Origin of the sequence: Rhodococcus sp. BP-241, from assembly GCF_019836145.1 — a bacterium.
Taxonomy (GTDB): Bacteria; Actinomycetota; Actinomycetes; order Mycobacteriales; family Mycobacteriaceae; genus Rhodococcoides.
On the sequence record NZ_JABUEI010000006.1, the window covers coordinates 191,993 to 215,548 of the forward strand.

The 23,556-nt window shown below is 67.9% G+C and carries 26 protein-coding genes; 12 read left to right on the forward strand and 14 right to left on the reverse strand.

Going from position 1 to position 23,556, the window contains the following annotated elements; genetic code table 11:
- The first annotated feature begins 64 nt into the window (after window positions 1–64).
- The 3 genes from HQ308_RS14460 to HQ308_RS14470 are packed head-to-tail and all read left to right on the forward strand — an operon-like array spanning window position 65 to window position 1,301.
- Entirely contained in the window at window positions 65–580 is a 516-nt protein-coding gene (locus HQ308_RS14460) for a polyketide cyclase (RefSeq protein ID WP_027506497.1), read from the forward strand.
- A complete protein-coding gene (locus HQ308_RS14465; RefSeq protein ID WP_027506498.1) occupies window positions 577–1,128 on the forward strand; it encodes a DUF2231 domain-containing protein in 552 nt (183 codons plus the stop codon). Before HQ308_RS14460 ends, HQ308_RS14465 begins: the two co-directional genes overlap by 4 nt.
- Window positions 1,125–1,301, forward strand: coding sequence for a hypothetical protein (locus HQ308_RS14470; RefSeq protein ID WP_155957085.1), 177 nt, complete (start codon window positions 1,125–1,127; stop codon window positions 1,299–1,301). The genes HQ308_RS14465 and HQ308_RS14470 overlap by 4 nt, the downstream gene beginning before the upstream one ends.
- Here HQ308_RS14470 and HQ308_RS14475 read toward each other — a convergent pair.
- The 9 genes from HQ308_RS14475 to HQ308_RS14515 form a co-directional block, all read right to left on the reverse strand.
- Window positions 1,282–2,169 carry a polysaccharide deacetylase family protein gene (locus HQ308_RS14475; RefSeq protein ID WP_222646848.1) on the reverse strand — a complete coding sequence of 296 codons (888 nt, stop codon included), beginning with the start codon at window positions 2,167–2,169 and terminating at the stop codon, window positions 1,282–1,284. The genes HQ308_RS14470 and HQ308_RS14475 overlap by 20 nt on opposite strands.
- The gene (locus HQ308_RS14480) at window positions 2,169–2,738 is read right to left on the reverse strand and encodes a hypothetical protein (protein ID WP_027506500.1); all 570 of its coding nucleotides are present in this window, start codon (window positions 2,736–2,738) and stop codon (window positions 2,169–2,171) included. The genes HQ308_RS14475 and HQ308_RS14480 overlap by 1 nt, the downstream gene beginning before the upstream one ends.
- A 35-nt stretch (window positions 2,739–2,773) precedes the next feature.
- Window positions 2,774–3,901 (reverse strand): TDT family transporter, encoded by a 1,128-nt coding sequence (locus HQ308_RS14485; protein ID WP_222646850.1) that lies wholly within the window; start codon window positions 3,899–3,901, stop codon window positions 2,774–2,776.
- Window positions 3,902–3,975: 74 nt separating this feature from the next.
- Entirely contained in the window at window positions 3,976–4,863 is an 888-nt protein-coding gene (locus tag HQ308_RS14490) for a LysR family transcriptional regulator (protein WP_222646852.1), read from the reverse strand.
- Window positions 4,864–4,899: 36 nt separating this feature from the next.
- Window positions 4,900–5,181, reverse strand: a complete 282-nt coding sequence (locus HQ308_RS14495) for a hypothetical protein (protein ID WP_222633193.1) — start codon at window positions 5,179–5,181, stop codon at window positions 4,900–4,902.
- A 186-nt stretch (window positions 5,182–5,367) separates the two neighbouring features.
- Window positions 5,368–5,652, reverse strand: a complete 285-nt coding sequence (locus HQ308_RS14500; protein WP_222646854.1) for a hypothetical protein — start codon at window positions 5,650–5,652, stop codon at window positions 5,368–5,370.
- A gap of 87 nt (window positions 5,653–5,739) precedes the next feature.
- Window positions 5,740–7,272 carry an AMP-binding protein gene (locus HQ308_RS14505; protein ID WP_222646856.1) on the reverse strand — a complete coding sequence of 511 codons (1,533 nt, stop codon included), beginning with the start codon at window positions 7,270–7,272 and terminating at the stop codon, window positions 5,740–5,742.
- Window position 7,273: 1 nt separating this feature from the next.
- On the reverse strand, window positions 7,274–8,401 hold the full coding sequence (locus HQ308_RS14510; RefSeq protein WP_056443486.1) for a DUF5938 domain-containing protein: 1,128 nt from the start codon (window positions 8,399–8,401) through the stop codon (window positions 7,274–7,276).
- 57 nt (window positions 8,402–8,458) lie between these two features.
- Entirely contained in the window at window positions 8,459–9,262 is an 804-nt protein-coding gene (locus HQ308_RS14515) for an SDR family NAD(P)-dependent oxidoreductase (RefSeq protein ID WP_042574244.1), read from the reverse strand.
- Between the two features lie 150 nt (window positions 9,263–9,412).
- Between HQ308_RS14515 and HQ308_RS14520 the strand changes: the two genes are divergently transcribed.
- From HQ308_RS14520 to HQ308_RS14535, 4 genes are all read left to right on the forward strand, one after another.
- Window positions 9,413–10,057 (forward strand): TetR/AcrR family transcriptional regulator, encoded by a 645-nt coding sequence (locus HQ308_RS14520; RefSeq protein ID WP_027506507.1) that lies wholly within the window; start codon window positions 9,413–9,415, stop codon window positions 10,055–10,057.
- Window positions 10,035–11,246 carry an MFS transporter gene (locus HQ308_RS14525; protein WP_222646857.1) on the forward strand — a complete coding sequence of 404 codons (1,212 nt, stop codon included), beginning with the start codon at window positions 10,035–10,037 and terminating at the stop codon, window positions 11,244–11,246. The genes HQ308_RS14520 and HQ308_RS14525 overlap by 23 nt, the downstream gene beginning before the upstream one ends.
- Window positions 11,243–11,761, forward strand: coding sequence for a GNAT family N-acetyltransferase (locus HQ308_RS14530; RefSeq protein ID WP_222646859.1), 519 nt, complete (start codon window positions 11,243–11,245; stop codon window positions 11,759–11,761). Before HQ308_RS14525 ends, HQ308_RS14530 begins: the two co-directional genes overlap by 4 nt.
- An 87-nt stretch (window positions 11,762–11,848) precedes the next feature.
- Window positions 11,849–12,250, forward strand: coding sequence for an ASCH domain-containing protein (locus HQ308_RS14535; protein WP_222633199.1), 402 nt, complete (start codon window positions 11,849–11,851; stop codon window positions 12,248–12,250).
- 197 nt (window positions 12,251–12,447) lie between these two features.
- On the opposite strand, the gene HQ308_RS14540 is transcribed toward HQ308_RS14535, so the two are convergent.
- Window positions 12,448–13,344: a hydroxymethylglutaryl-CoA lyase gene (locus HQ308_RS14540; RefSeq protein ID WP_222646861.1), complete on the reverse strand. Its 897-nt coding sequence runs from the start codon at window positions 13,342–13,344 to the stop codon at window positions 12,448–12,450.
- Window positions 13,345–13,481: 137 nt separating this feature from the next.
- On the opposite strand from HQ308_RS14540, the gene HQ308_RS14545 reads away from it, so the two are divergent.
- From HQ308_RS14545 to HQ308_RS14565, 5 genes are read left to right on the forward strand one after another with little or no spacing between them, the layout of a single operon-like run.
- Window positions 13,482–14,147, forward strand: a complete 666-nt coding sequence (locus HQ308_RS14545; protein ID WP_222633200.1) for a GntR family transcriptional regulator — start codon at window positions 13,482–13,484, stop codon at window positions 14,145–14,147.
- Window positions 14,144–15,349, forward strand: a complete 1,206-nt coding sequence (locus tag HQ308_RS14550) for a CaiB/BaiF CoA-transferase family protein (RefSeq protein WP_222646862.1) — start codon at window positions 14,144–14,146, stop codon at window positions 15,347–15,349. The genes HQ308_RS14545 and HQ308_RS14550 overlap by 4 nt, the downstream gene beginning before the upstream one ends.
- A gap of 38 nt (window positions 15,350–15,387) precedes the next feature.
- Window positions 15,388–17,442 (forward strand): hydantoinase/oxoprolinase family protein, encoded by a 2,055-nt coding sequence (locus HQ308_RS14555; protein ID WP_222633201.1) that lies wholly within the window; start codon window positions 15,388–15,390, stop codon window positions 17,440–17,442.
- 35 nt (window positions 17,443–17,477) lie between these two features.
- A complete protein-coding gene (locus HQ308_RS14560) occupies window positions 17,478–19,367 on the forward strand; it encodes a hydantoinase B/oxoprolinase family protein (RefSeq protein ID WP_037186312.1) in 1,890 nt (629 codons plus the stop codon).
- Window positions 19,364–20,005 carry an isochorismatase family protein gene (locus HQ308_RS14565; protein WP_222646863.1) on the forward strand — a complete coding sequence of 214 codons (642 nt, stop codon included), beginning with the start codon at window positions 19,364–19,366 and terminating at the stop codon, window positions 20,003–20,005. Before HQ308_RS14560 ends, HQ308_RS14565 begins: the two co-directional genes overlap by 4 nt.
- Here HQ308_RS14565 and HQ308_RS14570 read toward each other — a convergent pair.
- The 4 genes from HQ308_RS14570 to HQ308_RS14585 are packed head-to-tail and all read right to left on the reverse strand — an operon-like array spanning window position 19,982 to window position 23,539.
- Window positions 19,982–21,013 carry a zinc-binding dehydrogenase gene (locus HQ308_RS14570; protein WP_222646864.1) on the reverse strand — a complete coding sequence of 344 codons (1,032 nt, stop codon included), beginning with the start codon at window positions 21,011–21,013 and terminating at the stop codon, window positions 19,982–19,984. The two genes, HQ308_RS14565 and HQ308_RS14570, sit on opposite strands and share 24 nt — an antisense overlap.
- Window positions 21,010–21,831, reverse strand: coding sequence for a phosphonate ABC transporter, permease protein PhnE (phnE, locus tag HQ308_RS14575; protein ID WP_222646865.1), 822 nt, complete (start codon window positions 21,829–21,831; stop codon window positions 21,010–21,012). Before phnE ends, HQ308_RS14570 begins: the two co-directional genes overlap by 4 nt.
- Window positions 21,828–22,628 (reverse strand): phosphonate ABC transporter ATP-binding protein, encoded by an 801-nt coding sequence (locus tag HQ308_RS14580; RefSeq protein WP_222646866.1) that lies wholly within the window; start codon window positions 22,626–22,628, stop codon window positions 21,828–21,830. The genes phnE and HQ308_RS14580 overlap by 4 nt, the downstream gene beginning before the upstream one ends.
- Complete coding sequence (locus tag HQ308_RS14585; protein ID WP_222646867.1) at window positions 22,625–23,539, reverse strand: phosphate/phosphite/phosphonate ABC transporter substrate-binding protein; 915 nt, start codon at window positions 23,537–23,539, stop codon at window positions 22,625–22,627. The genes HQ308_RS14580 and HQ308_RS14585 overlap by 4 nt, the downstream gene beginning before the upstream one ends.
- Window positions 23,540–23,556: the final 17 nt, after the last annotated feature.

A 23,556-nucleotide genomic window follows, 5' to 3' on the forward strand; every position in this document is an offset into this window, starting at 1 on the left:
CGTCGCGCTCCGTCTTCAATGACGACCTGCGCACCCGCTTCCTGCACAAGTGCAGACTGGACCCATGACCGACGAACGACTCGAGTTTCAGCGCGTGATGCCGTTGCCCGCGGCGGACATCTTCGACGTGCTCTGCGATCCCGACGGCCACGTCGCCATCGACGGCTCGGGCATGTTGATGAGCGCGGACGGCGCACCCGTGACGTCCGCGGGAGACACCTTCGTCGTGCACATGGATCGCGAGGCACTCGGCGACCTCCCGATGGGTACCTACGACGTCGAGGTCACCATCGCGACCTTCGAGCGCGATCGGGACATCTCGTGGACGATCGTCGGCACGGTCCGACCGCCCATCGGCCACCGCTACGGGTACCGGCTCGCGCCGCACTCCTTCGAGGACGGCACGGAGGGCACCCTCGTCACGTCCTACTACGACTGGTCCGACATCCATCCCGACTGGCGGGAGCGTGACATATTCCCCGTGGTGTCCGGATCGTCCCTGCGCGTGACCCTCGGCATTCTCGAGCGCACCGTGCGTCGCGGTTACCCTCGACCGCTGCGGGTATCCGACACGGTATGAATCTCACACCGCTGTTCCACCCGCTCGAGAAGGCGACGTTCCTCGATCCGGTCAGCGACCCCGTCGCCGGGAAGCTCCGATCCGCTCTCGAGGGGACGAAGGTCGACGGCCTCCTCCGTGGGACCTTCGTCGGCCACCCGATGCATCCCATCATGGCCTACTCCTCGGTCGGATTGTGGACCAGCGCAGTCTTTCTCGATGTCACCGGTGGAGACTCCGCGGCAGCGCGGCGCCTCATCGGTGCCGGACTGGTGACCGCCCCCACCGCACTGGTGACGGGGTGGGCGACGTGGTCGACGCTCAACGCGGAACAGCGACGAGTGGGTCTGATCCACGCGAGCACCAACGCCGTAGCCCTGGCTCTGTTCACCGCGTCGTATCGCCGGCGCGCGAAGGCAGCGGACGCGTCGTCGCCGCCGGACACCACGTCGAAGGCGCTCGCACTCGCCGGATTCGCCGTCGCCGGTCTGGGCGGCGCTCTCGGCGGTCATCTCGGGTACAACATGGGAGCGGGAGTCGCGGCACGGGCACTCCCGGCGGGCGTGTGAGTACCGACGAGGTGTTCGCCCAGTTGCGAGCACGCGGTGTCACGGCCGAGGGTGCACGGCGCTTCGCGGACGGCAGTGCCGAGAACCTCGATCCGGAGGCCCTCGCGGCACTCACCGAGGCGAACCTCACCGAGGCGCAGCTGCACGACTACGTCACGCAGGCGGCGGAGTGACCGTCTGATAGTGCTCGGCGATGTCGCCGGCGGTGGTGAACCAGACACCGTCGGCGTGCGACGTCAGGTGATCCAGCGCGCGACGAAAGCGTCTGAGCCGGTGCGGTTGCCCGGTGAGGAACGTGTGGGTGGAGATGGCCAACACGCGCGGTGCGCGCCGCGACTGCTCCTTCAGCTCGTCGAACGAGTCGACGACGATGTGCTCGAAATCCTCCGCGGACCCGTGGTGATGGACGAACACCGGAAGGTCGTTGACCTCGTGCGGGTACGGAACACTCAGTAGAGGTCCACCGCGCGTGGCCATCCACACCGGCTGGTCGTCGATCGGCCAGTCGAGCGTGTACTCGAATCCCTGCTCCGCCAACAGGTCCTCCGTCACCCGGCTCGGGTTCGCGCCGGGGCTCATCCAACCCCGAGGCGGCGAACCCTCGTGTGACTCGATCGCCCGTCGTACCGCCTCGATGGTGCGACGTTCCGCGTCCTCGTCCTGCTGGTTCGGCTGCTCGGCGTTGGTGCGGCCGTGGGCGACGACGTCCGCGCCGAGTGCGCGATACGCCGCCACCAGATCGGGAGCGTGCTCGTAGATCTCGGCGTTGACGAGCAGAGTCGGACGAATTCCGCTGTCGCGCAACGTGTCGGCCAACGCGAAGCCGCCCGCCCTGTTGCCGTACTCGCGCCAACCCCAGTTGTAGGTGTTCGGCTGGTCCATTCCCGGCGTCCATCCCAGCCCGGGAGCTCCGTCGTCGTACGGGAATTGCTCGCAGTTGACGGCCACGTACACCGCGAGGGACGCGCCGCCCGGCCACGAGAACGACGGACGGGACGTGATGGGCGAGTACGGGAATCGGCCGTGCGAGGGCAGTGCCATCACTCGCCCCGACTCGTACGGATCGCGGCGCGGAGGCCGTCGAGATAGGGCTCCATGTCGGTCTCCGACGTCAGCGCCACCGCCTCGACAGGGTGGTGCCGCGCCTCGATCACCACACCGTGGTCGCCCACCGTCGCCGACGCCCACCACCGTTCCTGCCCGCCGTGCATCTCGAAGTCGGTGTCCGCGCCGTTCACCGGCACGACGACGCGACGCGCCTCCGTCGCCGCGATGGCCTCACGTCGCCGCTTGTACTCGGGCGACATCGGCGTCAGACCGATCGCCGACAGCATCGCCTTCAGCGCCGTGCGGTGCGCGTCCTTCGTGGTGGTGGTGACCTCGACGAAGGGACCGTCGATGTCGTCGCCGTCCCAGTCGACCTCACCGTGCCGCAGTGTCACGCTGGTCAGTACGTCGTTCTCCCGCGACCACGGGCCCATCACCCGCACCCCGTTCCACCCGTTCACCGTGTAGGTCGGGAAGGTGGTCGACTCGGCGCGGATCTGATCCTCGATCGCGCGTTGCTGGGTCCAGAACTCGTCGGGCGTGAGGTGGCCGGTGATCTCCATGCCTCCAGTGTGCCCACTTCGCCGTCGTGCGACTCTCACGCCGGAAGAAACACCCGGCCGCGATACGCCTCGCGCACCGTCCTCGTCGCCACCGTCGTCCACGCCGTCACCAGCACGGCGAACAGCACGACCGCCAGTGCCTCGACGACGGACGACTCCAGCGCGCGCCCCAACGCCGCCGCGCCGGTGACGCATGTTCCGACCGGGAAGGTGAACGACCACCATGCCAACGAGAAGCGCAGTCCTCGGCGCGCCGCGTGCACGGTCAGCGCCGTGGCCAGGGCGAACATCATCGCTCCGAAGCCGCCCATCACCATTCCGAAGAGGATTCCCGCCGCACGCAGGACCACCGCCACCTCGCTCCGGTCACCGGTGAACACCATCGCCGCATCGGCACCCAGGAGGTTGGCCGCGGTGACGGACTGGCCGATGACGCCGAGAGTGATCCATATAGTCGGTGCAGCCTGGACCGGGAGGACGGCGCCGTGCAGCAGTCGACCGAGAACCGCGGTCGTCACCATCAGCCCGGTCACGAGTGCCAATCCGAACAGCGCGTAGCAGCCGACGAGCATCGCGAGCCGCCACTGCCCGTCGGCGATGTGCGGGAGGAGAAGTGCACCGGTGGATGCCGAGACCATCGGCGGCACCACGGGCATCAGCCATGCCGGGAGCGCGACCGTGTCGGCACTACGGCCGCGGGTGATCATCACGTACGGGACGACGACACTGGTCGCGAGCCCCAGCGCGGTACCCACCGTCCAGAGGACGACAAAGATCGAGGTGGCCAGGCTCTGCCCGATGATGTCCACGCCGAGGAGGCTCGTGCCGGCACCGACGGTGAGCAGGGCCATGGGCGGCGCGCCGTAGAACTGCATCATGACCGGGTGGGCCGCGTGGGCCTGCGCGACGCGGCGGTGCGCGAGCCAGTGCGCGGCGAACAGGGTCGACACGACGACGAGGACAGTCGAGGCGAGCAGCCACATGACGACGGCTGCCATGTGGAGCACGACATTCTGCACGGGCAGCGTTGCTGCGGCAGTGGCGACGATTCCGGTCCCCATCACCGATGCGAACCAGTTCGGCGTGATGTGCTCGATCACGCTGCCGGGCGAGTCGAGATCGCGGAGCAGCCCGTGCGATGTCGCGGTCCGGAAGGTCGTCATGCCTTCACAGTGCGCCGGGACGGCGACGATCAGTAGTGGTCGTGCTCTTGTCACCCCACAAACGCTGTTTGTGGCTACTGCCGGGCAATGTCGAGGAAGTCGCGACGTGGACCGCGCAGTGCTGCAGACAGGCTCCAGACCGCGCGCAGCTCACGCGTCATCGAAAGACCGGGAACGTCGATGCGCACCAACGCGCCACTCCGCAGCTCCCCCTCCACCGCGAGGGACGACACCACCGCCGGCGCATTCGCCGATATGGCAGCAGACGTGACAGCGGTGACGGAGTTGAGCTCGATGAGCGGCGGAACCGTCGGGCGGACGGCGCTCTCGTACGTGGTGCGGGTTCCCGACCCCGGCTCCCGTTGCACCAGAGCCGTCGTCTGCAGCAGCTCCATCGACGCCGCACGTCTGGTCGCCCACGGGTGGGACGGTCCCGTGACGATGATCAACTCGTCGTGCGCGACGACGGCGACCCCGAGCCCGGCCGGCACGTCGGGCCCTTCGACGAAGCCGATGTCCGCGCGCCCGTCCAGCACCTGCTCGGCGACCTCCGCCGAGTTCATCAGTCGCATCTGCACCTGGACGTCGGGCGACTGTCTGCGCATCGACAGCATCCACGCCGGCACGAGGTGCTCGGCGACGGTCATACTCGCGGCGATGGTGAGCGTCGCATTGCCCTCGCGCAGAAGCGATGTCACTCCTGTCGCGAACTTCTCGGCCGAGTCGAGGATGCCGCCCGCCCACTCCATGACCGCGACGCCCTCGGGGGTCAGGGCGACACCGCTCGTCCCGCGATCGAAGATGCGGACACCGATGTCCCGCTCCGCCGCGCGCACCCGTGCGCTGACCGCCTGCTGACTCAACCCGTGTTCACGGCCGGCCGCCGTCATGCTGCCCAACCGGGCAACGGACACCATCACGTCGAGGGCTCCGAGATCCGGGACTCGCGGCGACAGTGGCATCCGCCCACCGTAGCGACTGGGCCGGTGGGCTCGGGCTCAGCTGGCGAAGCCTGCGCGAATGCCGACGAGCTGGTACGTGCCGAAGGCGAGGCCGGGCGCACAGTTCACGAGGATGATGTCGCCTCGTTCGCGGTACTCCGCCGCCGTCTCCTGGCAATTCTTCGCAGGCGGGAAGTAGAACTCACCGAAGGTCTGGAAATAGAGCGGACCGATCGACGGTGCTGCGGACGCCGTTGCCCCGCCGGACAACGCAATGGCAGCGGCTCCGGCGCCTGCCACTGTGGCACCGACGAGTGTGCGGGTGATTCGACGAGACATGGTGGACCTCCTGGACTGGACGTACCGTTCGGTCTGTTCACGGTAGACCCGGCCACACGCCGTGTCCATGGGTCGAGCCTCACTCGCGCGGCGCTTCCCGCGGGAGTTACGTCGTACCGCGCCGGTTGCAGTGCCCGCGGTAACACGAATCGACCGCGGGAACCCGTCGATCGAGTTCGCCGGCGATCAGCTCCCGAAGAGATCCGTGCGGATTCCGACGAGCTGGTAGCCGGGGTACGCGAGATTGACGGCGCAGTCGACGAGGATGATGTCGCCCCGTTCGCGATACCGTGCCGCCGTGTTCTGGCAATTCTCGCTCGCAGGAATGACGAGCACGCCGAACGATTGCCAGTAGATAGGGCCCTGAGCGGGTGCCGCCGACGCCGTTGCAGAACCCGACAGGGCGATGGCGACTGCTCCGGCGCCGGCGGCCGTGGCGCCGATGAGTGCGCGGGTGATTCGACGAGACATGATGGACCTCCTGGCTGGACGTACCGATCGGTCCGTTCACGGTAGGCCCGGCCTTCCGCCGTGTCCAGAGGTCGAGCGACCCACCCACTACATCGTCATGGTGTACCTGACCTCGTTCTTCAGAATCTTTCCGACCTTCGACCGGGGCAGAAGATCCCAGACCTCGATGTTCTTCGGCGCCTTCACACTGCCGATGCGTTCTTTGACGAAGGCGATCAGTGCGGCGGGATCCACCTCCTGCCCGGCGCGCAGTTCGACCGCGGCCACCACCCGTTCTCCCCATTTCTCGTCGGGAAGTCCCACCACGGCCGACTCCTTGACCGCGGGATGCGCGAGCAGTGCCTGCTCCACCTCGGCCGAGTAGACGTTGAATCCGCCCGTGATGATCATGTCCTTGGCACGGTCGACGACGAAGAGGAACCCGTCGTCGTCGAGGTACCCGATGTCGCCCGTGTGGTGCCAACCGTGAGCGCCCACCTCTGCCGTCGCCGCCGGATTCTCGTGATAGCCGTCCATGACCAGGGGACCGCGCACGACGATCTCGCCACGCTCACCGGTGCCGACGAGGTCGCCCTTCTCGGTCATGATCGCGACCGTGGTCAAGGGTGTCGGACGACCAGCCGAGGTGAGCCGTTCCGTCGCCACCGTGCCGTCCGGACGAAAGTGGTCCGCCGGCGCCAGGGTGGCGATCATGTTGGGCGCCTCGGTCTGTCCGAACAGCTGCCCCAGCACGGGCCCGATGCGCGTGAGCGCTTCCTCGAGCCGCGTCGGCGACATCGGCGCCGCCCCGTACCAGAGGCAGCGGAGAGACGACAGGTCCCGATGATCCAGATCCGGGTGGTCGAGCACGCCGTAGATCACCGTCGGAGGCAGGAACGCATGGGTGATGCGGTGCCGTTCGATCAGCGCCAGGAACTCCCCGATGTCGGGGGCCGCCATGATGACCACCTCGCCGCCGAGACTCAGGATCGGGAACGTCAGCACACCGGCGGAGTGTGTGAGCGGCGCCAGCGCGAGATACCGCGGACGCACACCGAAGGGATAGCTCATCAGCGCGAGCGCCGTCGAGGTCATCATGTTGTCCTCGGTCAGCCGCACCCCTTTCGGCTTTCCCGTGGTGCCGCCCGTTCCCGCCAGCATCGCGAGCCCGCGCGGCGGCCGCCTGTCCGCGTCGAGCTCGCCGCGGTGTTCGGCGAGCCACGACTCGAACGGGATCGACCACTCCGTGTCACCGTCGAGGCAGACCAGTCGCACGAGGTGCGGCAGATCGCCTCGGATCCGGTCGACCAGATCGGTGAATCGGCTCTGGAAGAACAGAGTTCGGCATCCGAAGAGATCGAACAGCTGGCGGTTCTCGTCGGCCTCGTTCCGCGGATTCACCGGGCACCACACCGCGCCGGCGCGCGAGATGCCGAACACGCACGTCAGCGCCAGCGGGTCGTTACCGGACAGGACGGCGACGCGATCGCCGGCCTCGACACCGTCGTGTTGCAGCGCCGCGGCGATCTCGACCGACCGGTCGTACACCTCACCGTAGGTGGAGGTGTCACCCCCGGCCGTGAGGCACGGTGCCCCACGGCCGAGCGAGACGCCCTTGTCCAGGTAGTCGGAGAGTCGCATCTCAGCGGTGCACGGAGACGATCGGGTCCAGGACCAGACCGAACGCCCGCAGCGTGCCGAGCAACTCGCGATGACCGAACGCCTCACAGCTGGAGGCGAATCCGACCTTGCGCGGAGCTCCCTGCAGAAGTGCGGCAGCCCCGTGTGCGTTGAGCAGCGCGGTCTGCTTGTAGTTGCAGTTGCCGTGGATGACGCAGTGTGCGCGGCCCAGCGGACCCGATGCGTACACCGAGTCCAGCGAGGTGTTCAGGCGCGGATTCTCCCGGGGCGGCATCTCGCTGCGGATCGCGGACGACTGTTCGTCGATGATGCGGTACTTCTCCTCGTCAGACTTGCCCTCCATCTGTTCGAGCGCGGCGGCCACCAACAGCGGAACCGCCTTCATCAGAGGCGGATTGAAGACACCGCCGAGAGCCTTCGCGGTGGTGACCCGCGGGTCGTTCTTGAACCAGACCGGATGCGACGTGCCGCCCCACGGCAACGCCAGGCCGAGATCGTGCTGACCGGGAACGCTCACGGTGTAGAGCCCGGCGTCGGCGGGCCACTCGACGTACTCGTTCTCCTCCAGGTAGTACGCCTTGGAGAACGCGGCGTTGGTGAGGATGGTGTTGGTCGAGGCGACGGTGGGGTGCCCCTTCCAGAACACCTGGATGTCGAGGCTGTTCAGACCCGGGTTCTCCAAGCAGATGTTCGCGGCGATCTCACCGATGGAGTACATCTGCGCGAGGCCCGGCGTGAGAACCAGTCCCTGCGAGGCGAAGTCGGCGCTGTACTGCGCCTCGGCGTCGATCATCCAGTTCTGCTCGCCGTTGGTGTCGGTGTAGTGCGCACCGATGGCCAGGCAGGCCTGCGCCACCTCGTGGCCGTAACGGGCGAACGGTCCCACGGTGTTGAGGACCACGGTCGCGCCGCGGAAGGCCTCGGTCAGCGCCTCCACGGTGTGCTCGACTTCGACGATCTCGTGCTCGACGGTGTCGATACCCGGCACGGCACTCACGGCGTCCTTCAGGCGGGCGTGATCGCGGCCGGCGGCCAAGAAGGGGATGTTGTACTCGCGCAGGTACTCACAGATGAGGCGACCCGTGTAGCCGGACGCTCCGTAGACGACGACGCGCTTGTCAGTGGGCATGGTTGATCTCCTGGTTCGAAGTGGGGTGGTCGAGAGCCGTGCTGGTGGGGCGGCAGGTCACATGCCCATGCCGCCGTCGACGGGGAGCCCCGCGCCGGTGATGAACTTCGCGGCGTCGGACGACAGGAACACCACGGCGTCCGCCATGTCGTCGACCTGGCCGAGTCGACCGAGGGGCGTCAGTTCCACGACGGTCTGCACTGCCGCCTCGACCGACGGGAACAGGCCGAGTTCCGCGGTGTCGACCGCGAGCTTGTTGCCCATCGCGGTCGGGGTCAGTGCCGGATAGATGCAGTTGACGCGCACGCCGTAGCCGAGCTTTCCCGATTCGGCGGCCGCGACCCGGGTCAGTCGGTCGATGCCCGATTTCGTGGCGGAGTAGAGGCTGATTCCGGGGAACGCGATGGTGGCGGCGACCGAGGCGATGTTGACCACCGATCCGCCCTTGCCGGCCTTGCCACCGGGGCGCATCGCGCGGAATGCGTGCTTCACGCCGAGTGCGGTGCCGATGACGTTGACCTGCAGCATCGCGGACGCCGCCTCGGCGTCGAGATCGGCGATGAGACTGGTGACCTCGATACCCGCGTTGTTGACGACGATGTCGAGGCCGCCCAGTGCGCCGATGGTCGACTCGACCGCCGCCTCCCAGGCCGCGTCGTCCGTGACGTCGAGCTGGACGAACTCCGCTTTCGCTCCTGTGGCCCGCAGCGCCTCGACCGTCTCCTGACCACCCGCGGCATTGATGTCGGCGATGGCGACGGACGCTCCTGCCGCCGCGAGAGCCTGCGCCATTCCCGCGCCGAGGCCCTGCGCACCGCCTGTGACCAGTGCCGTTCGTCCGGTCAGGTCGTAACTCGTCATGTCCGCTCTCCTTGTTCAAAGCGTTCTTCGCGTGGAATCACATCCGCTGTTCGATGTGATGCAGGCAACACTAGGGACAAGTCTTGACAGTCGTCAAGAAAAATCTTGACGACTGTCAAGAGTTCGTCGATGCGGCGGTATGCTTTCCGGGTGACCCAGACCACCGACCCCCGACTTCGCGTCGAGGAGCGCTCTCGAGACAAGTTCGAGGCGCGTCGCAGCGAGCTCGCACTGGCGACTCTCGCGACGTTGGCGGAACTCGGTTACGCCCGCACCAGCCTCCGCGAGATCGCTCAGAACTCCGAGTACTCGCACGGCGTCCTGCACTACTACTTCTCCAACAAGCTCGATCTCATCGCGCATGCCGTGCGGCAGTACGAGGAGATCTGTGTGACGCGGTACGACGACGTCGTCGCCGGGGCCGAGTCCGCGGAGCAGCTGCGACGCTCGTTCACCGAAACCTTCTTCGGCACTCTGCTCGCCGACGCGGCGATCCACCGCCTCTGGTACGACCTGCGCAATCAGAGCCTGTTCGATTCCTCCTTCCGCGCCGACGTCCTCGAGATCGAGTCCCGGCGCGAGGAGATGATCTGGCGCGTCGTCGCCCGGTACTGCGAACTCGTCGGAGCGGCGCCTGTTCTCACGCCGGCCACCGCCTACATCACCATCGACGGCATCTTCCAGCGCGCCCTGCTGAACCAGATCGCCGAGCGCCACCCCGACGTCGACGAGGGCCGGGCTCAACTCGACGCCGTCTTCGACATGGTGACCGGTGGCGTACCCTCCTCCCACTGACGACCGCGCCGCGGATCCGCTCGGCTATCTCGGCATCGTCCGATTACCCGGTGCCGCACGCGCTTTCCTCCCCGCACTGCTCGGCCGCCTGGCCTTCGCGATGGTCGGACTGGTCATCCTGTTGGCGGTGCAGCGTGCCACCGGATCGTTCGCGGTCGCGGGTTCCGCGACGGGTGCGTTCGGTGTCGCCAATGTGGTGGCGTCACCGTATCGGGCACGTCTCGTCGACCGCATCGGTCAGCGGCGAGCCCTCGTCTCGATGGCCGTCGGATTCGCCACGGCCCTGGGCACTCTGGCCGTTCTGACGTACGTCGACGCCCCGGCCTGGTCCCTGGTGCTCGGCAGTCTGGTCACCGGATTCTTCCCTCCCCCACTCGGTGCCTCGATGCGTGTCGTCTGGAGCTCGCTGACGCCGCCGGGGCCGACCCGCACCCGCGCCTACAGTCTCGATGCCGTGAGCGAGGAGTCGATGTTCACCATCGGTCCCCTCCTCGGCGCCACCCTCGTCACCGCCCTGTCCCCGTCGATCGCACTCACCGCCACGGGATGCGTCGCCGTCGTCGGCACGGTCGGCATGACCACCAGCCGGCACTCGCGCGGACACGGCCCGCGCACGACAGGGACCACTCCCTCGTCGCGCCCACTCCGACGGCCCGGCTTCGTCGGTGTCCTGACAGCGATGGCAGGGGTCGGGGCCGTCCTGGGAACCGTGGAGATCGCCGCCACAGCCTTCGCCGCGAAGCAGGGAGCCATCGGATCGGCCGGAACTCTTCTCGCGGCGCTCGGAGCCGGAAGTGTCTGCGGTGGACTGCTGTACGGGCGCCGGAGCTGGGCCGGCTCGCTGACCCGTCGACTTCTGACGACGGTCCTGATGATGGCCGTCCTCACCTCCCTGCTGTCGCTGGTCTCGACCACGGTGCCGCTGCACGTCGGACTGTTCCTACTGGGCTTCTGCATCGCGCCCGCCCTGGTGACGGGGTACCTGCTGTCCGATCACCTCACCACCGCCGACGTGCGCACCGAGGCGTCGAGCTGGATCAACACCGCGGTCAACGCGGGCGCTGCTCTCGCCTCCGCGGGCATCGGCGTGGTGGTCGACTCCCGTTCTCCCGGTACAGGATTTCTGGTCGGTGGCGCCGCGGCGGCTCTCCTCCTCGTCCTGGCAGCGGTCACGAGGCCGCCCTCGTGACCGTCGTCGCCGTCACCGCGCGGCTCACTCTGCGCACCTTTTCCCCCGACGACGAACACCGGCTCGACTTCTACACCGATCCCGAGGTCTGCCGGTACCTCATGCACGAGCCGTGGACGGCGGAGGACGCACGGATCGCAGTACAGAGACGGTGCGAGCGAACGAGTCTCGACACGGGGGCATTGGGGGTTGTCGTCGAGCTGAACGGCCGGGTGATCGGCACCGTCTCCGCGTGGTTCGTCGCCGAGGACACTGTCGAACTCGGGTGGACCTTCGCGCGCGACGTCTCCGGCCACGGCTACGCCACCGAAGCGGTGCAGGCAGTGCTCGACGAGGTACTCGCTCTGGACCGGGTCCGGCGCGTCACCGCGGAGATGGACGCGCGCAACGCAGCCTCCGCACGTCTGGCCCAGCGCGTGGGATTACGCGACGAGGAACTGCGCCTGCAGGACTGCTGGTGCAAGGGTGAGTGGACGGACACGCTCGTGTACTCGTTCACCCGTCCTTCCCGCTGACACATCCTGTTGCCGTGGGTGTTGCAGCATCCGCGGGAACAGGGAACGTCCGCGGGAACCTCCCTACGCGTGCGCCATACTCGAGGAATGGCCGACATCGACTCTCTCCCCGTGGCCGAGTTCGCCTTCCCCGGGCCGCTACGCGATGCCCTCGTGTCGGCGATAGGCGCAGGCCGCAAGACGGCGACCACCTCACTGCGGGTGGAGTACGAGAACGAGCCGCTGCCCCGAGTGGGCGAGCGTCACAGGGTGATCGACTCCGGCGGCGCCACTGCCTGCGTCATCGAGATCACCGATGTACGCGTCAGCGCTCTCGGCGACGTCGACGATGCGCATGCCGTCGCGGAGGGTGAGGGTCACGCCGACATCGCCGCATGGCGTGCCGGGCACGAACGCTTCTGGCGATCCGACGAGATGGCGGACACGCTGGCCGGCCTCACCATCGACGACTCGACTCTCGTGGTCCTCGAACGGTTCCGGGTCGTCTGAGCCTTCGGCCTTCCCGCTGAGAAACGGCCGGCCTCCGGCCTTCCCGCTGAGAAACGGCCGGCCTCCGGCCTTCCCGCTGAGAAACGGCCGGCCTCCGGCCTTCCCGCTGGCCTTCCGTGTTCCCGTAGGCGTTGCATCTACCGCGGGAACACGAAACGCCCGCGGGAACACGAGTCACGGCCGTCTTTCCCCGCAGGTCACCGCGGAGGAAAGCCACCCGCACGCCCGAGGAACCCCGGCACGTCCTTGCCCAGCGCCGAGCCGAGCCAGGTCGCGGCGTCGACCAGCACGTCCATGCTCACTCCCGTCTCGACGCCGGAGCGGTCGAGCGCGTAGATCAGGTCCTCGGACGCGATGTTCCCGGTGGCGGCGGGTGCGAACGGGCACCCACCGAAGCCGCCGATGCTGGCGTCGAGGGCCTGCGCCCCCATCTCCAGTGCGGTCAGCGCGTTGGCGTAACCGGTGTTGCGCGTGTTGTGGAAGTGCCAGCGCTGCGGGATGTTCGGAGCGTTCCGGGTGGCGAGCTCCGCCAGTCGACGAACCTGCGCCGGCACTCCCACGCCGATGGTGTCGGCGAGGGCGATCTCGGCCGGTGCGCATTCGGCGATCCGCGCGACGAGTTCGCCGACTCGCGCCGGATCCACCTCACCGCTGAACGGGCACCCGAACGATGCGGCGATGGTGACCGTGCCCGGCACGCCCGCAGTACGCGCATCCGTGATGATGTCGTGCGCCGCCGCCACCGCCTCGTCGACGGAGCACCCCTGGTTGCGCTTGCTGAACTCCTCCGTCGCGACGACCACGACGTTGACCTCGTCGACGCCGGACGCCAGAGCGCGGTCGAGTCCACGTCGATTGAGCACCAACCCGATGTACGAGACGGAGCCGTCACGCGGGACGCCTGCCATGACCTCCTCGGCGCCGGCCATCTGCGGCACCCGCTTCGGGTTCACGAAGCTCACCGCCTCGATGCGCGTGGCACCCGAGGCGACGCTGCGCGTGATCAGTTCGATCTTGTCGTCGACGGAGAGGACAGCGTCCTCGTTCTGCAGTCCGTCACGGGGACCCACCTCGACAAGTTGCACCGCAGTCATGGGCCCATCCTGCGCCGACACGCCGTTGTATGCAATAGCGGATCGGAAACGAGAATTTAACGACGATTACCGGGACACGCCATCGTCATGGGCCTACATTGTGAACAATTCACCACCGACCACAGGGAGTCGCATCCATGGCGAGAGCCGTCGACCGCGTCTACGCGCACATCCGCGACAGCATCGTGTCCGGGACGTATGCGCCCGGTGCACGTCTCGGAGAGGTCGAGATCGCCGAACTCACCGAGACCAGCCGGACACCGGTGCGTGAGGCGCTGCGACAGCTCGAGATGGAGGGACTCGTCGAGGTTCTGCCGCATCGCGGGGCTCGGGTGTACCAGTGGACGGCGGACGACCTCGAGGAGATCTACGACCTGAGGATGACGCTCGAGGCCATGGCCGCGGCACGGGCGGCCTCACGTATCGGCGAGAAGGACATCGACCGACTCGCCGAGCTGTGCGACCTCATGGAAACCGCGGCCGGGGACGGAGCGGATCAACGCCTGGACCTGATGGCGCAGCTCAACGACGAGTTCCACGCCATCGTGCGCACCGCCGCGGCCAGCACCCGCCTCATCTCGATGCTCGGAGCGGTGATCCAGCTGCCGTTGGTGATGCGCACCTTCCATCGCTATGCCCCCGTCGATCTCGCACGCAGTCACGCCCACCATCGCGACCTGGTCGCGGCTCTGCGCGCCGGCGACGAGACGTGGGCGGACTCGGTGATGCGCGCCCACGTCCGCGCCGCCAAACATGTTCTGCTCCAAGCCCTCACGACCGACGAGACGAAGGAGTCCTCATGAGCGAGGCCCCCACCGGCCCACTGTCCGATCTGCGTGTCGTGGAGATGGGTCAGCTTCTCGCCGGCCCCTTCTGCGGACAGTTGCTGGCCGACTTCGGCGCCGAGGTGATCAAACTCGAGCCGCCCGGCACCGGCGATCCGATGCGCCAGTGGGGTCGGGAGAAGCCGCACGGCAAGTCCCTGTGGTGGCCCGTCGTCGCGCGCGGCAAGAAGTCCGTGACCTGCAACCTGCGCAGCGCCGAGGGTCAGGACCTCGCCCGCCGGATCATCGCGGACGCCGACATCGTGGTGGAGAACTTCCGCCCCGGCACGATGGAGCGTTGGGGCCTCGGGTTCGACGCACTGCGGGAGATCAATCCGCGCCTCATCATGGCCAGGGTCACCGGGTACGGCCAGAACGGCCCCTACGCACCGCGGGCGGGCTTCGGGTCCATCGGCGAGGCCATGGGCGGAATCCGTTACGTCACCGGCAATCCCGAGATGCCGCCCTCTCGTACCGGTATCTCCCTCGGTGATTCACTGGCAGCCGTGTTCGCCACGATCGGCGTCCTCACCGCGCTGCATCACCGGGAGAACACCGGACGGGGGCAGCTCGTCGACTCGGCCATCTACGAAGCGGTGCTCGCCATGATGGAGTCCCTGCTGCCCGAGTGGGAGATCGGCGGGTATCAGCGTGAGCGGACCGGCTCCGTGCTGCCGAACATCGCGCCCAGCAACGTCTATCCCACCCTGGGCGGCGAGATGATTCTCGTCGCGGCCAACCAGGATTCGGTGTTCGGCCGACTGGTCACCGCGATGGACCGGACCGACCTGATCGAGGACGCCCGCTACCGCGACCACGAGGCGCGCGGGAAGAACATGACCGAGCTCGACGACATCGTCGGGGCCTGGACGTCCGCCCTCGACACCGACACCGTGCTCGACCTCCTGCACGAGGCGGGCGTTCCCGCCGGCCGCATCTACACGGCGCGGGACATGTTCGACGATCCGCACTTCGCAGCGCGCGAGGCCATCGTGCGTCTGGCGCACCCGGACTTCGGTGAGATCCCCATGGCGAACGTCGCACCGAAGCTCAGCGACAGTCCCGGCTCGGTCCGGCACGCCGGACCCGAACTGGGAGAACACAACTCCGACATCTACGGACGAATCCTCGGAGTCACGGAATCCGACCGGGCGGCGCTCGCGGAGCGCGGCATCATCTGACCTTCGCTCCTCTCACCCTCACAGCACGGGAGAACACCATGCGTTATCGACTCGGCGTCGACGTCGGCGGCACCTTCACCGACGTCTTGCTTCTCGAGGAGACGACCGGCACCACCTTCAGAGCCAAGACACCGTCCACCCCTGCGGACCAGTCGATCGGTGTGCTCAACGGCATCGCGAAGGTCTGCGCGGAGGCCGAGATCGAGCCGTCGGAGATCGGGCAGGTTCTGCACGGCACCACGGTCGCGACCAACGCCATCCTGCAGGGACGTGGTGCGCGCGTCGGGCTCGTCACCACGGACGGGTTTCGCCAGGTGCTGCAGATAGCGCGCTCCTTCGTCCCGGGCGGGCTCGCGGGGTGGATCATCTGGCCCAAGCCGGAACCGCTCGCGGCGCTCGAGAACACCGTCGAGGTGGTCGGGCGACTGGCTGCCGACGGGTCGGAGATCACTCCTCTCGACGAGGAGCAGGCCCGCGCGCAACTGCGTCGACTGGCCGGTGCGGGCATCGAGGCGCTGACCATCTCGTTGATCAACTCGTATGCGAACGACGCGCACGAGAAGCAGGTCGCGGCCTGGGCGGAGAGCGAACTGCCAGGCATTCCGGTCTCCATCTCGAGCCAGGTGCTTCCCGAGATGCGCGAGTACGAACGCACTCTGACGACGGTGGCCAACAGCTACGTGCAGCCGGAGGTCTCTCGCTACGTGCGGAACCTCGACCGGTCGCTGCAGGAGAAGGGCATCACAGCGCCGCTGTCGATCCTGCGCAGTGACGGTGGCCTGGTGCAGTCGGCCAAGGCGGCCGAGTCACCGGTGTCCCTGCTGCTGTCGGGCCCGGCGGGAGGCGTCACCGGCGCGGTGTGGTTCGCCGAGCAGGCCGGCTACTCCGACTTCCTGACCTTCGACATGGGCGGCACGTCGACGGACGTCGCACTGGTCCTCGGCGGTGAGCCGCGGATCGGTCGTGAGACCAAGGTCGGCGACCTCGCTGTGCGCGCCACCAGTGTGGACGTCCGGACGGTCGGTGCCGGCGGCGGGTCGATCGCCCATGTCCCCGAGCTCACGAAGGCGCTGCGGGTGGGTCCGCAATCCGCGGGAGCCGACCCCGGACCCGCGGCCTACGGCAACGGCGGCACGGAGCCGACGGTGACCGACGCCAACGTCGTGCTGGGGTACCTGCCTGCCGCCCTCGCGGGCGGTGAGGTGAGCCTCGACGTCGACGCGAGCAGGACGGCAGTGGCGACCATCGCCGACGCCATCGGGCTCGGCAGTCCCGAGGAAGCGGCGTCGGGCATCGTCGACATCGTCAATGAGAACATGTTCGGCGCACTCCGACTGGTGAGCGTGCAGCAAGGCTACGACCCCCGCGACTTCGCACTGGTGTCGTTCGGTGGCGCAGGTCCGCTGCACGCCAACGCACTCGGGCGTCTCACCGGCGCGTGGCCTGTCATCGTCCCGCCGTCGCCCGGCGTCCTCTGCGCCTACGGAGACGCCACCACCTGCGTCCGCGACGAGAGCGCTCGCACGATGATCCGTGCGTTCTCCGACACCGACGACGCCGAGCTGCGCACCGCCCTGGCGGAACTCGCGACGTCCGCGGCCGCACGACTGTCGGCCGAGGGCGTGCCCGCGGATCAGCAGACGGCGAAGTACCAGGTGGATCTCCGGTACCAGGGCCAGGGCTTCGAGATCCCCGTGGATCTCGACGCGAGCGCACTCGAGTCCGGCGATCTGCTGTCCACTCTGGGAACGGCATTCGACACCGAGCACGAGCGTCTCTTCTCGTTCCTGTTGAAGAACGAACGCGAGGTCATCAACCTGCGCGTCACGGTCAGCGGGCCGCGACCGGACGTGGCCTTCCAGCCGCTCGAGGAGGGCGGTGCGGATCCGTCGGCCGCACTGGTGTCCACGAACGACGTGTGGATGGACGGCGAGTACGCGAAGGCCGGCATCTACGACCGGGCGAAGTTGCTGGCAGGCAACGTCGTCGAGGGACCCGCCGTGATCACCGAGATGGACTCGACCACGTTGGTCCTCTCCGGTCACGCCGCGACGGTCCATTCCAGCGCCAGCCTTCTCATCGCTCCCCGCTGATCCCCTCTCGCCCGGAACTCATCTCAGGAGACCTGATGGCCACGATCATCGAGACCTCGACCACGCCCTTCACCACGGTTCCCGTGGATCCGATCACGCTCGACATCATCGAGAACGCGCTCCGCAACGCCCGATACGAGATGGACGAGGTGCTCTTCCGTACCGCACTCTCACCCGGTATCCGCGAGCAGCACGACGAGTTCCCGCTCATCGCCGATCCGAGCGGGAAGATGGTCGTCGGGCAGTTCGGTCTGTCCGTGCCCGACTTCCTCGACAATTTCAACGGCACCGTCGGTGAGGGCGACATCCTCCTCACCTCCGATCCGTACGCGTGCGGTGCCGCCATCAGCCACGCCAACGACTGGCTCATCGTGCTGCCGATCTTCCACAGCGGCCGCGTCGTCGGATGGTCGTCGATGTTCGGCCACATGTCCGACGTCGGCGGAAAGACCCCGTCGTCGATGCCCACCGACGCGCACACCATCTTCGAGGAGGGCGTCATCATCCCGCCCTTCAAGCTGTACAGCGAGGGGCAGCTCAACGAGACCGCGCTCGACATCATCCTCAACCAGGTCCGCAAGCCCGACTGGAACAGAGCCGATCTCAACGGCCTCGTCGCCGCGTGTTCGACGGCGTCCCGGCGCATCGTCGAGTTGTGCGACAGATTCGGTGTCGACGTCTACCTGTCCGCCCTCGACGCACTGCTGGACCGCAACTACCAGGCGATGAAGGTACTGCTCGCGATGCTCTTCGTCGACGGCGAGACCATCGAGTTCAACGACTTCATCTGCGACGACGGATGTGGTTACGGACCTTACGAACTCGCGATCACACTGACCCGGCACGGCGAGAAGATCCACCTCGACTTCAGCAAGGCGGCGCCGCAGGCGGTCGGTCCGATCAACTACTTCATCAACGAGAACCTCGTCCGGATGTTCTTCGGGATCTACGTCATCACCGTGGCGGATCCGCAGATCCTCTGGAACGACGGCTTCTATCCGCTGATCGACGTCACCATTCCCGAGGACTCGTTCTGGAAACCGCGCTATCCCGCGGCGCTCAACGGCCGCAACCACGGCATCGGGCGGGTGTTCGACCTCTTCGGTGGGCTCCTGGGCAAGAACAATCCGGACATCCTCAACGCCGCCGGGTTCTCGTCGTCACCCCACTTCATGTACTCGGGCCACTACGACGGCGGACCGCGGGACGGTGAGTGGTTCCAGCTGTACTCCATCGGTTTCGGCGGCATCCCCGGCCGACCGATGGGTGACGGTCCGGACGGCCATTCGCTGTGGCCGTCGTTCGTCAACATCCCCTGCGAGTACCTGGAGTCGTACTACCCGCTGCGCATCGAGCGGTGGGAGACGGTCACCGACACGGGCGGCGCCGGTCTGCATCGCGGCGGCAACGGCGTGGACGTGGCCTACTACTTCGAGGAGCCGGGCACCATCGCGATCCACGACGATCGCTGGCTCACCTATCCGTGGGGTGTGAACGGCGGCAAACCCGGTGCACGCGGACGTAAGTGGCTGATCCGCGCGTCGGGTGAGACCGAGATCCTCCCCAGCAAGATTCACGACGTCGAGGTGTCGCGGGGCGATGTGCTGCACTTCGTGACGTGGGGTGGCGGCGGCTGGGGCGACCCGCTGACGCGCGATCCCGAGCTGGTGGCGCTCGAGGTGCGTCGTGGCCTCGTCAGCGCCGACGGCGCTCTGACCGGCTACGGCGTCGTCTGCGACGCGGACGGTGTCATCGATGCCGACGCATCCGCGGGCCGACGCGAGAGCATGGCAGCCGAGCGGGGCGAGATCGAGGTGTTCGACAAGGGTCCGTCCCTCGAGGTCATCCTCGAACGGTGCGAGGAGGAGACCGGTCTGCCGGCGCCACGTCCGCCCGTCAACGTACGGAAGGCGGTGCGCGCGTGACGGACACGCTCGGGTCGTATCGCGAGTCGGGTTTCGCCGGCGATCTCGGACCGGGGCGCAGCGCGGCGGTACTGGTGGTCGACGTCGTGCAGGCGTACCTCGTCGACGGGTCGCCCCTGCGCGCTCCCGTGGAGGACGCCGTCGCCGCTGCCGCGACTCTCGTCGCGGCAGCCCGCGACGCCGGGGTACCGGTCGTGTTCACGCGCGTGAGCTATCAGGCCGGCGGCGCCGACGGCGGGCTGTTCATGCGGAAGATCCCGGCGCTGAGCGTGTTCGAGGAGGGCTCGGAGCTCGGCGACTTCCCGTCGGCCCCGCGGCCCGCCGCGGGCGAGACCGTCGTGACGAAGCAGTACGCGAGTGCCTTCTTCGGCACGTCGCTCGCCGCGACCCTCACCGCACGCGGTGTCGACACCCTCTACATCTGCGGCCTGACCACCAGTGGCTGCATCCGCGCCAGCGCCACCGACGCTCTGCAACACGGATTCCGGCCACTCGTGGTCGCGGACGCATGCGGTGATCGGGAGGCGGGGATGCACGAGTCGAACCTGCTCGACCTGCGTGCGAAGTACGCGGACGTTCTCACCCTCGACGAGGCGGTGGGGCACTGGGGACGGTCAGACGACGAGAGCGGTGCGTAACGAGGACGACGGCCCGGAGTCCTGGAACGCGCGACCGACGTCGGCCAGTGCGAGACACGGACCCACGAGGTCCGCGAGCAGCGTGGCGGCGGGTGTTCGTGCCAGGAAGGCGACCGCTTCCACGAGGTCGTCTCGTCGGTAGTTGTGGCTTCCCACCACGGTGATCAGTTCGCGCACCAGGCGTTCGGGATCGACGGACACGGGAGACGTCGGGAACACCGACCCGACCAGCGAGACTCGCCCGGCCATCGAGACGACCTCCAGTGCGGCACGCACCGACGACGGTGCCCCGGACATCTCGAACACGGCGTCGGCCCCGTTCGTCGATGCGGCGTCCGCCAGATGTTCCGGGGCGCATCCGACGTCCGCGCCGAGCTCGCGTGCTGCCGCTCGTCGGTCCGCATCGGGATCGCACGCGACGATCGACGCGGCACCCCGGTCGCGGGCGTAGGCGATAGCCGTCAGGCCGAGCATCCCGCACCCGAGCACGACGACACGGTCACCCTCCCCCAGTCCGACCCGACGGGCCGCATTGACGACGGTCGCGGTCGCACAGCCCGCCGGTGCGGCGAGTGCGGCGGGAAGGCGCTCGGGTACTACCACGGTGCCGGTTCCGGACACCAGATGAACGTGGGACGCGAAACCGCCGTTCAACATCCACGTCTCGGTCATGCGCTCGTGTCCGTACTTGCGTCCGTTCCGACACTTCTGCGGCACCCCGCCGGCACAGGGCCGGCACGCGCCGCATGCGGTCCCCACCGTCCAGACGATGCGGTCCCCGACGGCGACGTCGGCATCGCCGCGCACCTCGATCACGCGGCCGACCGACTCGTGGCCCAGCACCGTGGGCACCGGTGTTCGGCGATGCCCAGCGACGGTGTGGCGGTCGCTTCCGCACACGGTCGACATCTCCACCTCGACCAGAACGTCCCCGGGATCCAGTTCCGGCCGGGGCAGTTCGCGTATCGAGAATCCGTCACCCGACCAGACCGCGGCGATCGGCGTCATGCGCCCAACCGCTTGCGCACGGCGCCGCTCAGCAGATCGACGGCCACGACGAGGACCAGGACCATGAGGATGTACGTCATCATCTCGTCGAAGCGGAACAGTGAGATGGACTGATTGATCAGGAAGCCGATACCGCCAGCACCGACCAGTCCGAGCACGAGCGACGAACGGACGTTGACGTCCAAGCGGTACAGCAGAAGTCCGACGAACTGGGGAACGACGGTGGGGAGCACCACGTGCACCGCCACCTGGCTGCTCGATGCGCCGGACACCCGCAGCGCGTCGATCGGGCCCTCGTCCATCTCCTCCATCGCCTCGGACCACAGCTTCGCCATCACTCCCGTGTTGTGCAGGATGATCGCGAGTACGCCCGCGAACGGACCGAGACCGACGGCGGTGACGAAGATCAGAGCGAACACGATGTCCGGCACGGCCCGCAGGAACGACATCACTCCCCGCGAGGCCTGGTAGACGACAGCGTTGCGGTTGGTGGTGCGCGCACCGAGCACCGCCAGTGCGACCGAGAACGGAATCGAGAACGTCGTCCCGACGAGTCCGATCGCCAGGGTCACGAGGCATGCCTCGATTCCGGGACGCACCACCGTCGACCACGTGAAGTCGGGTGGCACAGCCGATTCGAGGAAGCGGACTATCCCTTCCCACCCACCGACGAGTGCGGACACCGAGACATCGGTCTCCTGGACGGCCCAGGCGTGCAGCAGTATCAGCCCGACGACGACGGCAGCGGTGGCGAGCACCGCCAGTCGGCGGCGGGGACGCGGCGGGACGGCCAGACGCCGGACAGTGAGGGTGGTCATCGATCCGAGTCCTTCTCGTCGAGTGCGTTGGCGCCGGACCCGTACAGTGCCGCGACCGTGTCGTCGTCGAGGTCGTAGGCGGCGCAGGAGAATCCGACGCGACCCTGGTCCATTCCGACGATGCGATGACAGTGGCGGCGGGCGAGATCCGGTTGATGCAGGACGGCCGCGACAGCGATGCCGTCGGACGCGAGAGAGCGCAGGAGTTCCATGACCTGCATCGCCGACGCCGGATCCAACGCGGACACAGGCTCGTCCGCCAGCAGCACAGGAGCGCGCTGGCACAGCGCGCGAGCGATGGCCACACGTTGCTGCTGGCCGCCGGACAGTCGATCGGCCCTGTCGTGGGCACGGTCGGCGAGACCCACTCGATCGAGACAGCCCATCGCCTCCTCCCGGAGCTCACGACCGAAGGCGAACGTCGACCACGATCGTCGCAGCGACAACCGCCCCAACGCGCCGGCGCAGACGTTGTCGAGCACCGATCGCCGCCCTACCAGGTGGATCTGCTGGAACACCATCGACGCGGTTGCGTCTCCCACGATGGTGACCGTTCCCGCGTCCATCTCGGTGAGACCGACGATGCACCGCAGCAGTGTGGACTTCCCGGATCCGTTGGAACCCAGGATGCCCACCACCTCGCCCGAGTGCACGTCGAGATCGATGCCGTGCAACACGGCCCGGTCACCGAACGAGGATCTGACGCCGCGCACCGTCAGAGCGGCAGCGCCGCCGGAACCCGCGGCGGCAGGCGGCACTGTCACCGCCGGCGCCGATGTCGAGGTGGGCGCGCTCATCCCGCGTCCTCGGACGTCAGACCCAGCGTCGTCGCGAGATCGAACAGCGGCTGATACGTGCTCTTGTCGACCGGGAGGAGTTGTCCTGCGGGTTCGACGTCGAGGAGCGCTCCGGCCTCGGCGACCGCATCGGCGGGCAGATCGAGCAACGCGTCCGCGACCGCCTTCTGGAACTCCTCACTCGTGCCGCCGGCGACCGTGATGGGGTCGTTCGGAATCGGATCGGATGCCCAGACCTGCCGGAATTGCGAGGTGTCGAACTGGCCTTCGCCCGTGGACGTCGCCAACTGCTGGGAGTTGATCTCCGCTGCGTCGACCTTGCCGTTCGCCAGGGCGAGGAGGGCCTCCGGATGCCCACCCGCGTAGGTGATCGAGACGTCGGAATCCTGCATGCCGCTGTCGCGCAGCGCCATCCGCGGAAGCGCATCACCCGAGGTCGACCCCGGCTCGGACAACGCGAGACTGCGGCCACGCAGATCCTCGATCGACTGGATGTCGGAGTCCTTCGGAACCCAGACGCCGGCCGTGTAGGTCGACAACACCCCGTCGGCGGTTCCGAACGACGCCAGCGGCCGCGCATCCGCCTCCTGGCTGGCGAAGACGTACCCGAGCGGACCGAAGACTCCCAGCTCGAGCTGCCCGTTGCGCATCGCGAGCACCTCCGCCGAGTAGTTGTCCACCACGGTCACCTCGACCGGGCAGTTCAGCTTCTCCGACAGGGCTTCTCCGACCACCTGGAATGCCGGGGTGAGTTTCGCCGGATCCTCGAAAGGCTCCACGCCGAAGCGGATGGTGCCACCGGGGCAGGTCGGTGACGCATCCACCGCGTCACCACCCGAACCGCAGGCGCCGAGAGCGAGAGTGGTGACCGCGGCCGTGATGACGGCGGCGGTCGAACGGGACACGCGCATGGGAAGGTCTCCTGGTC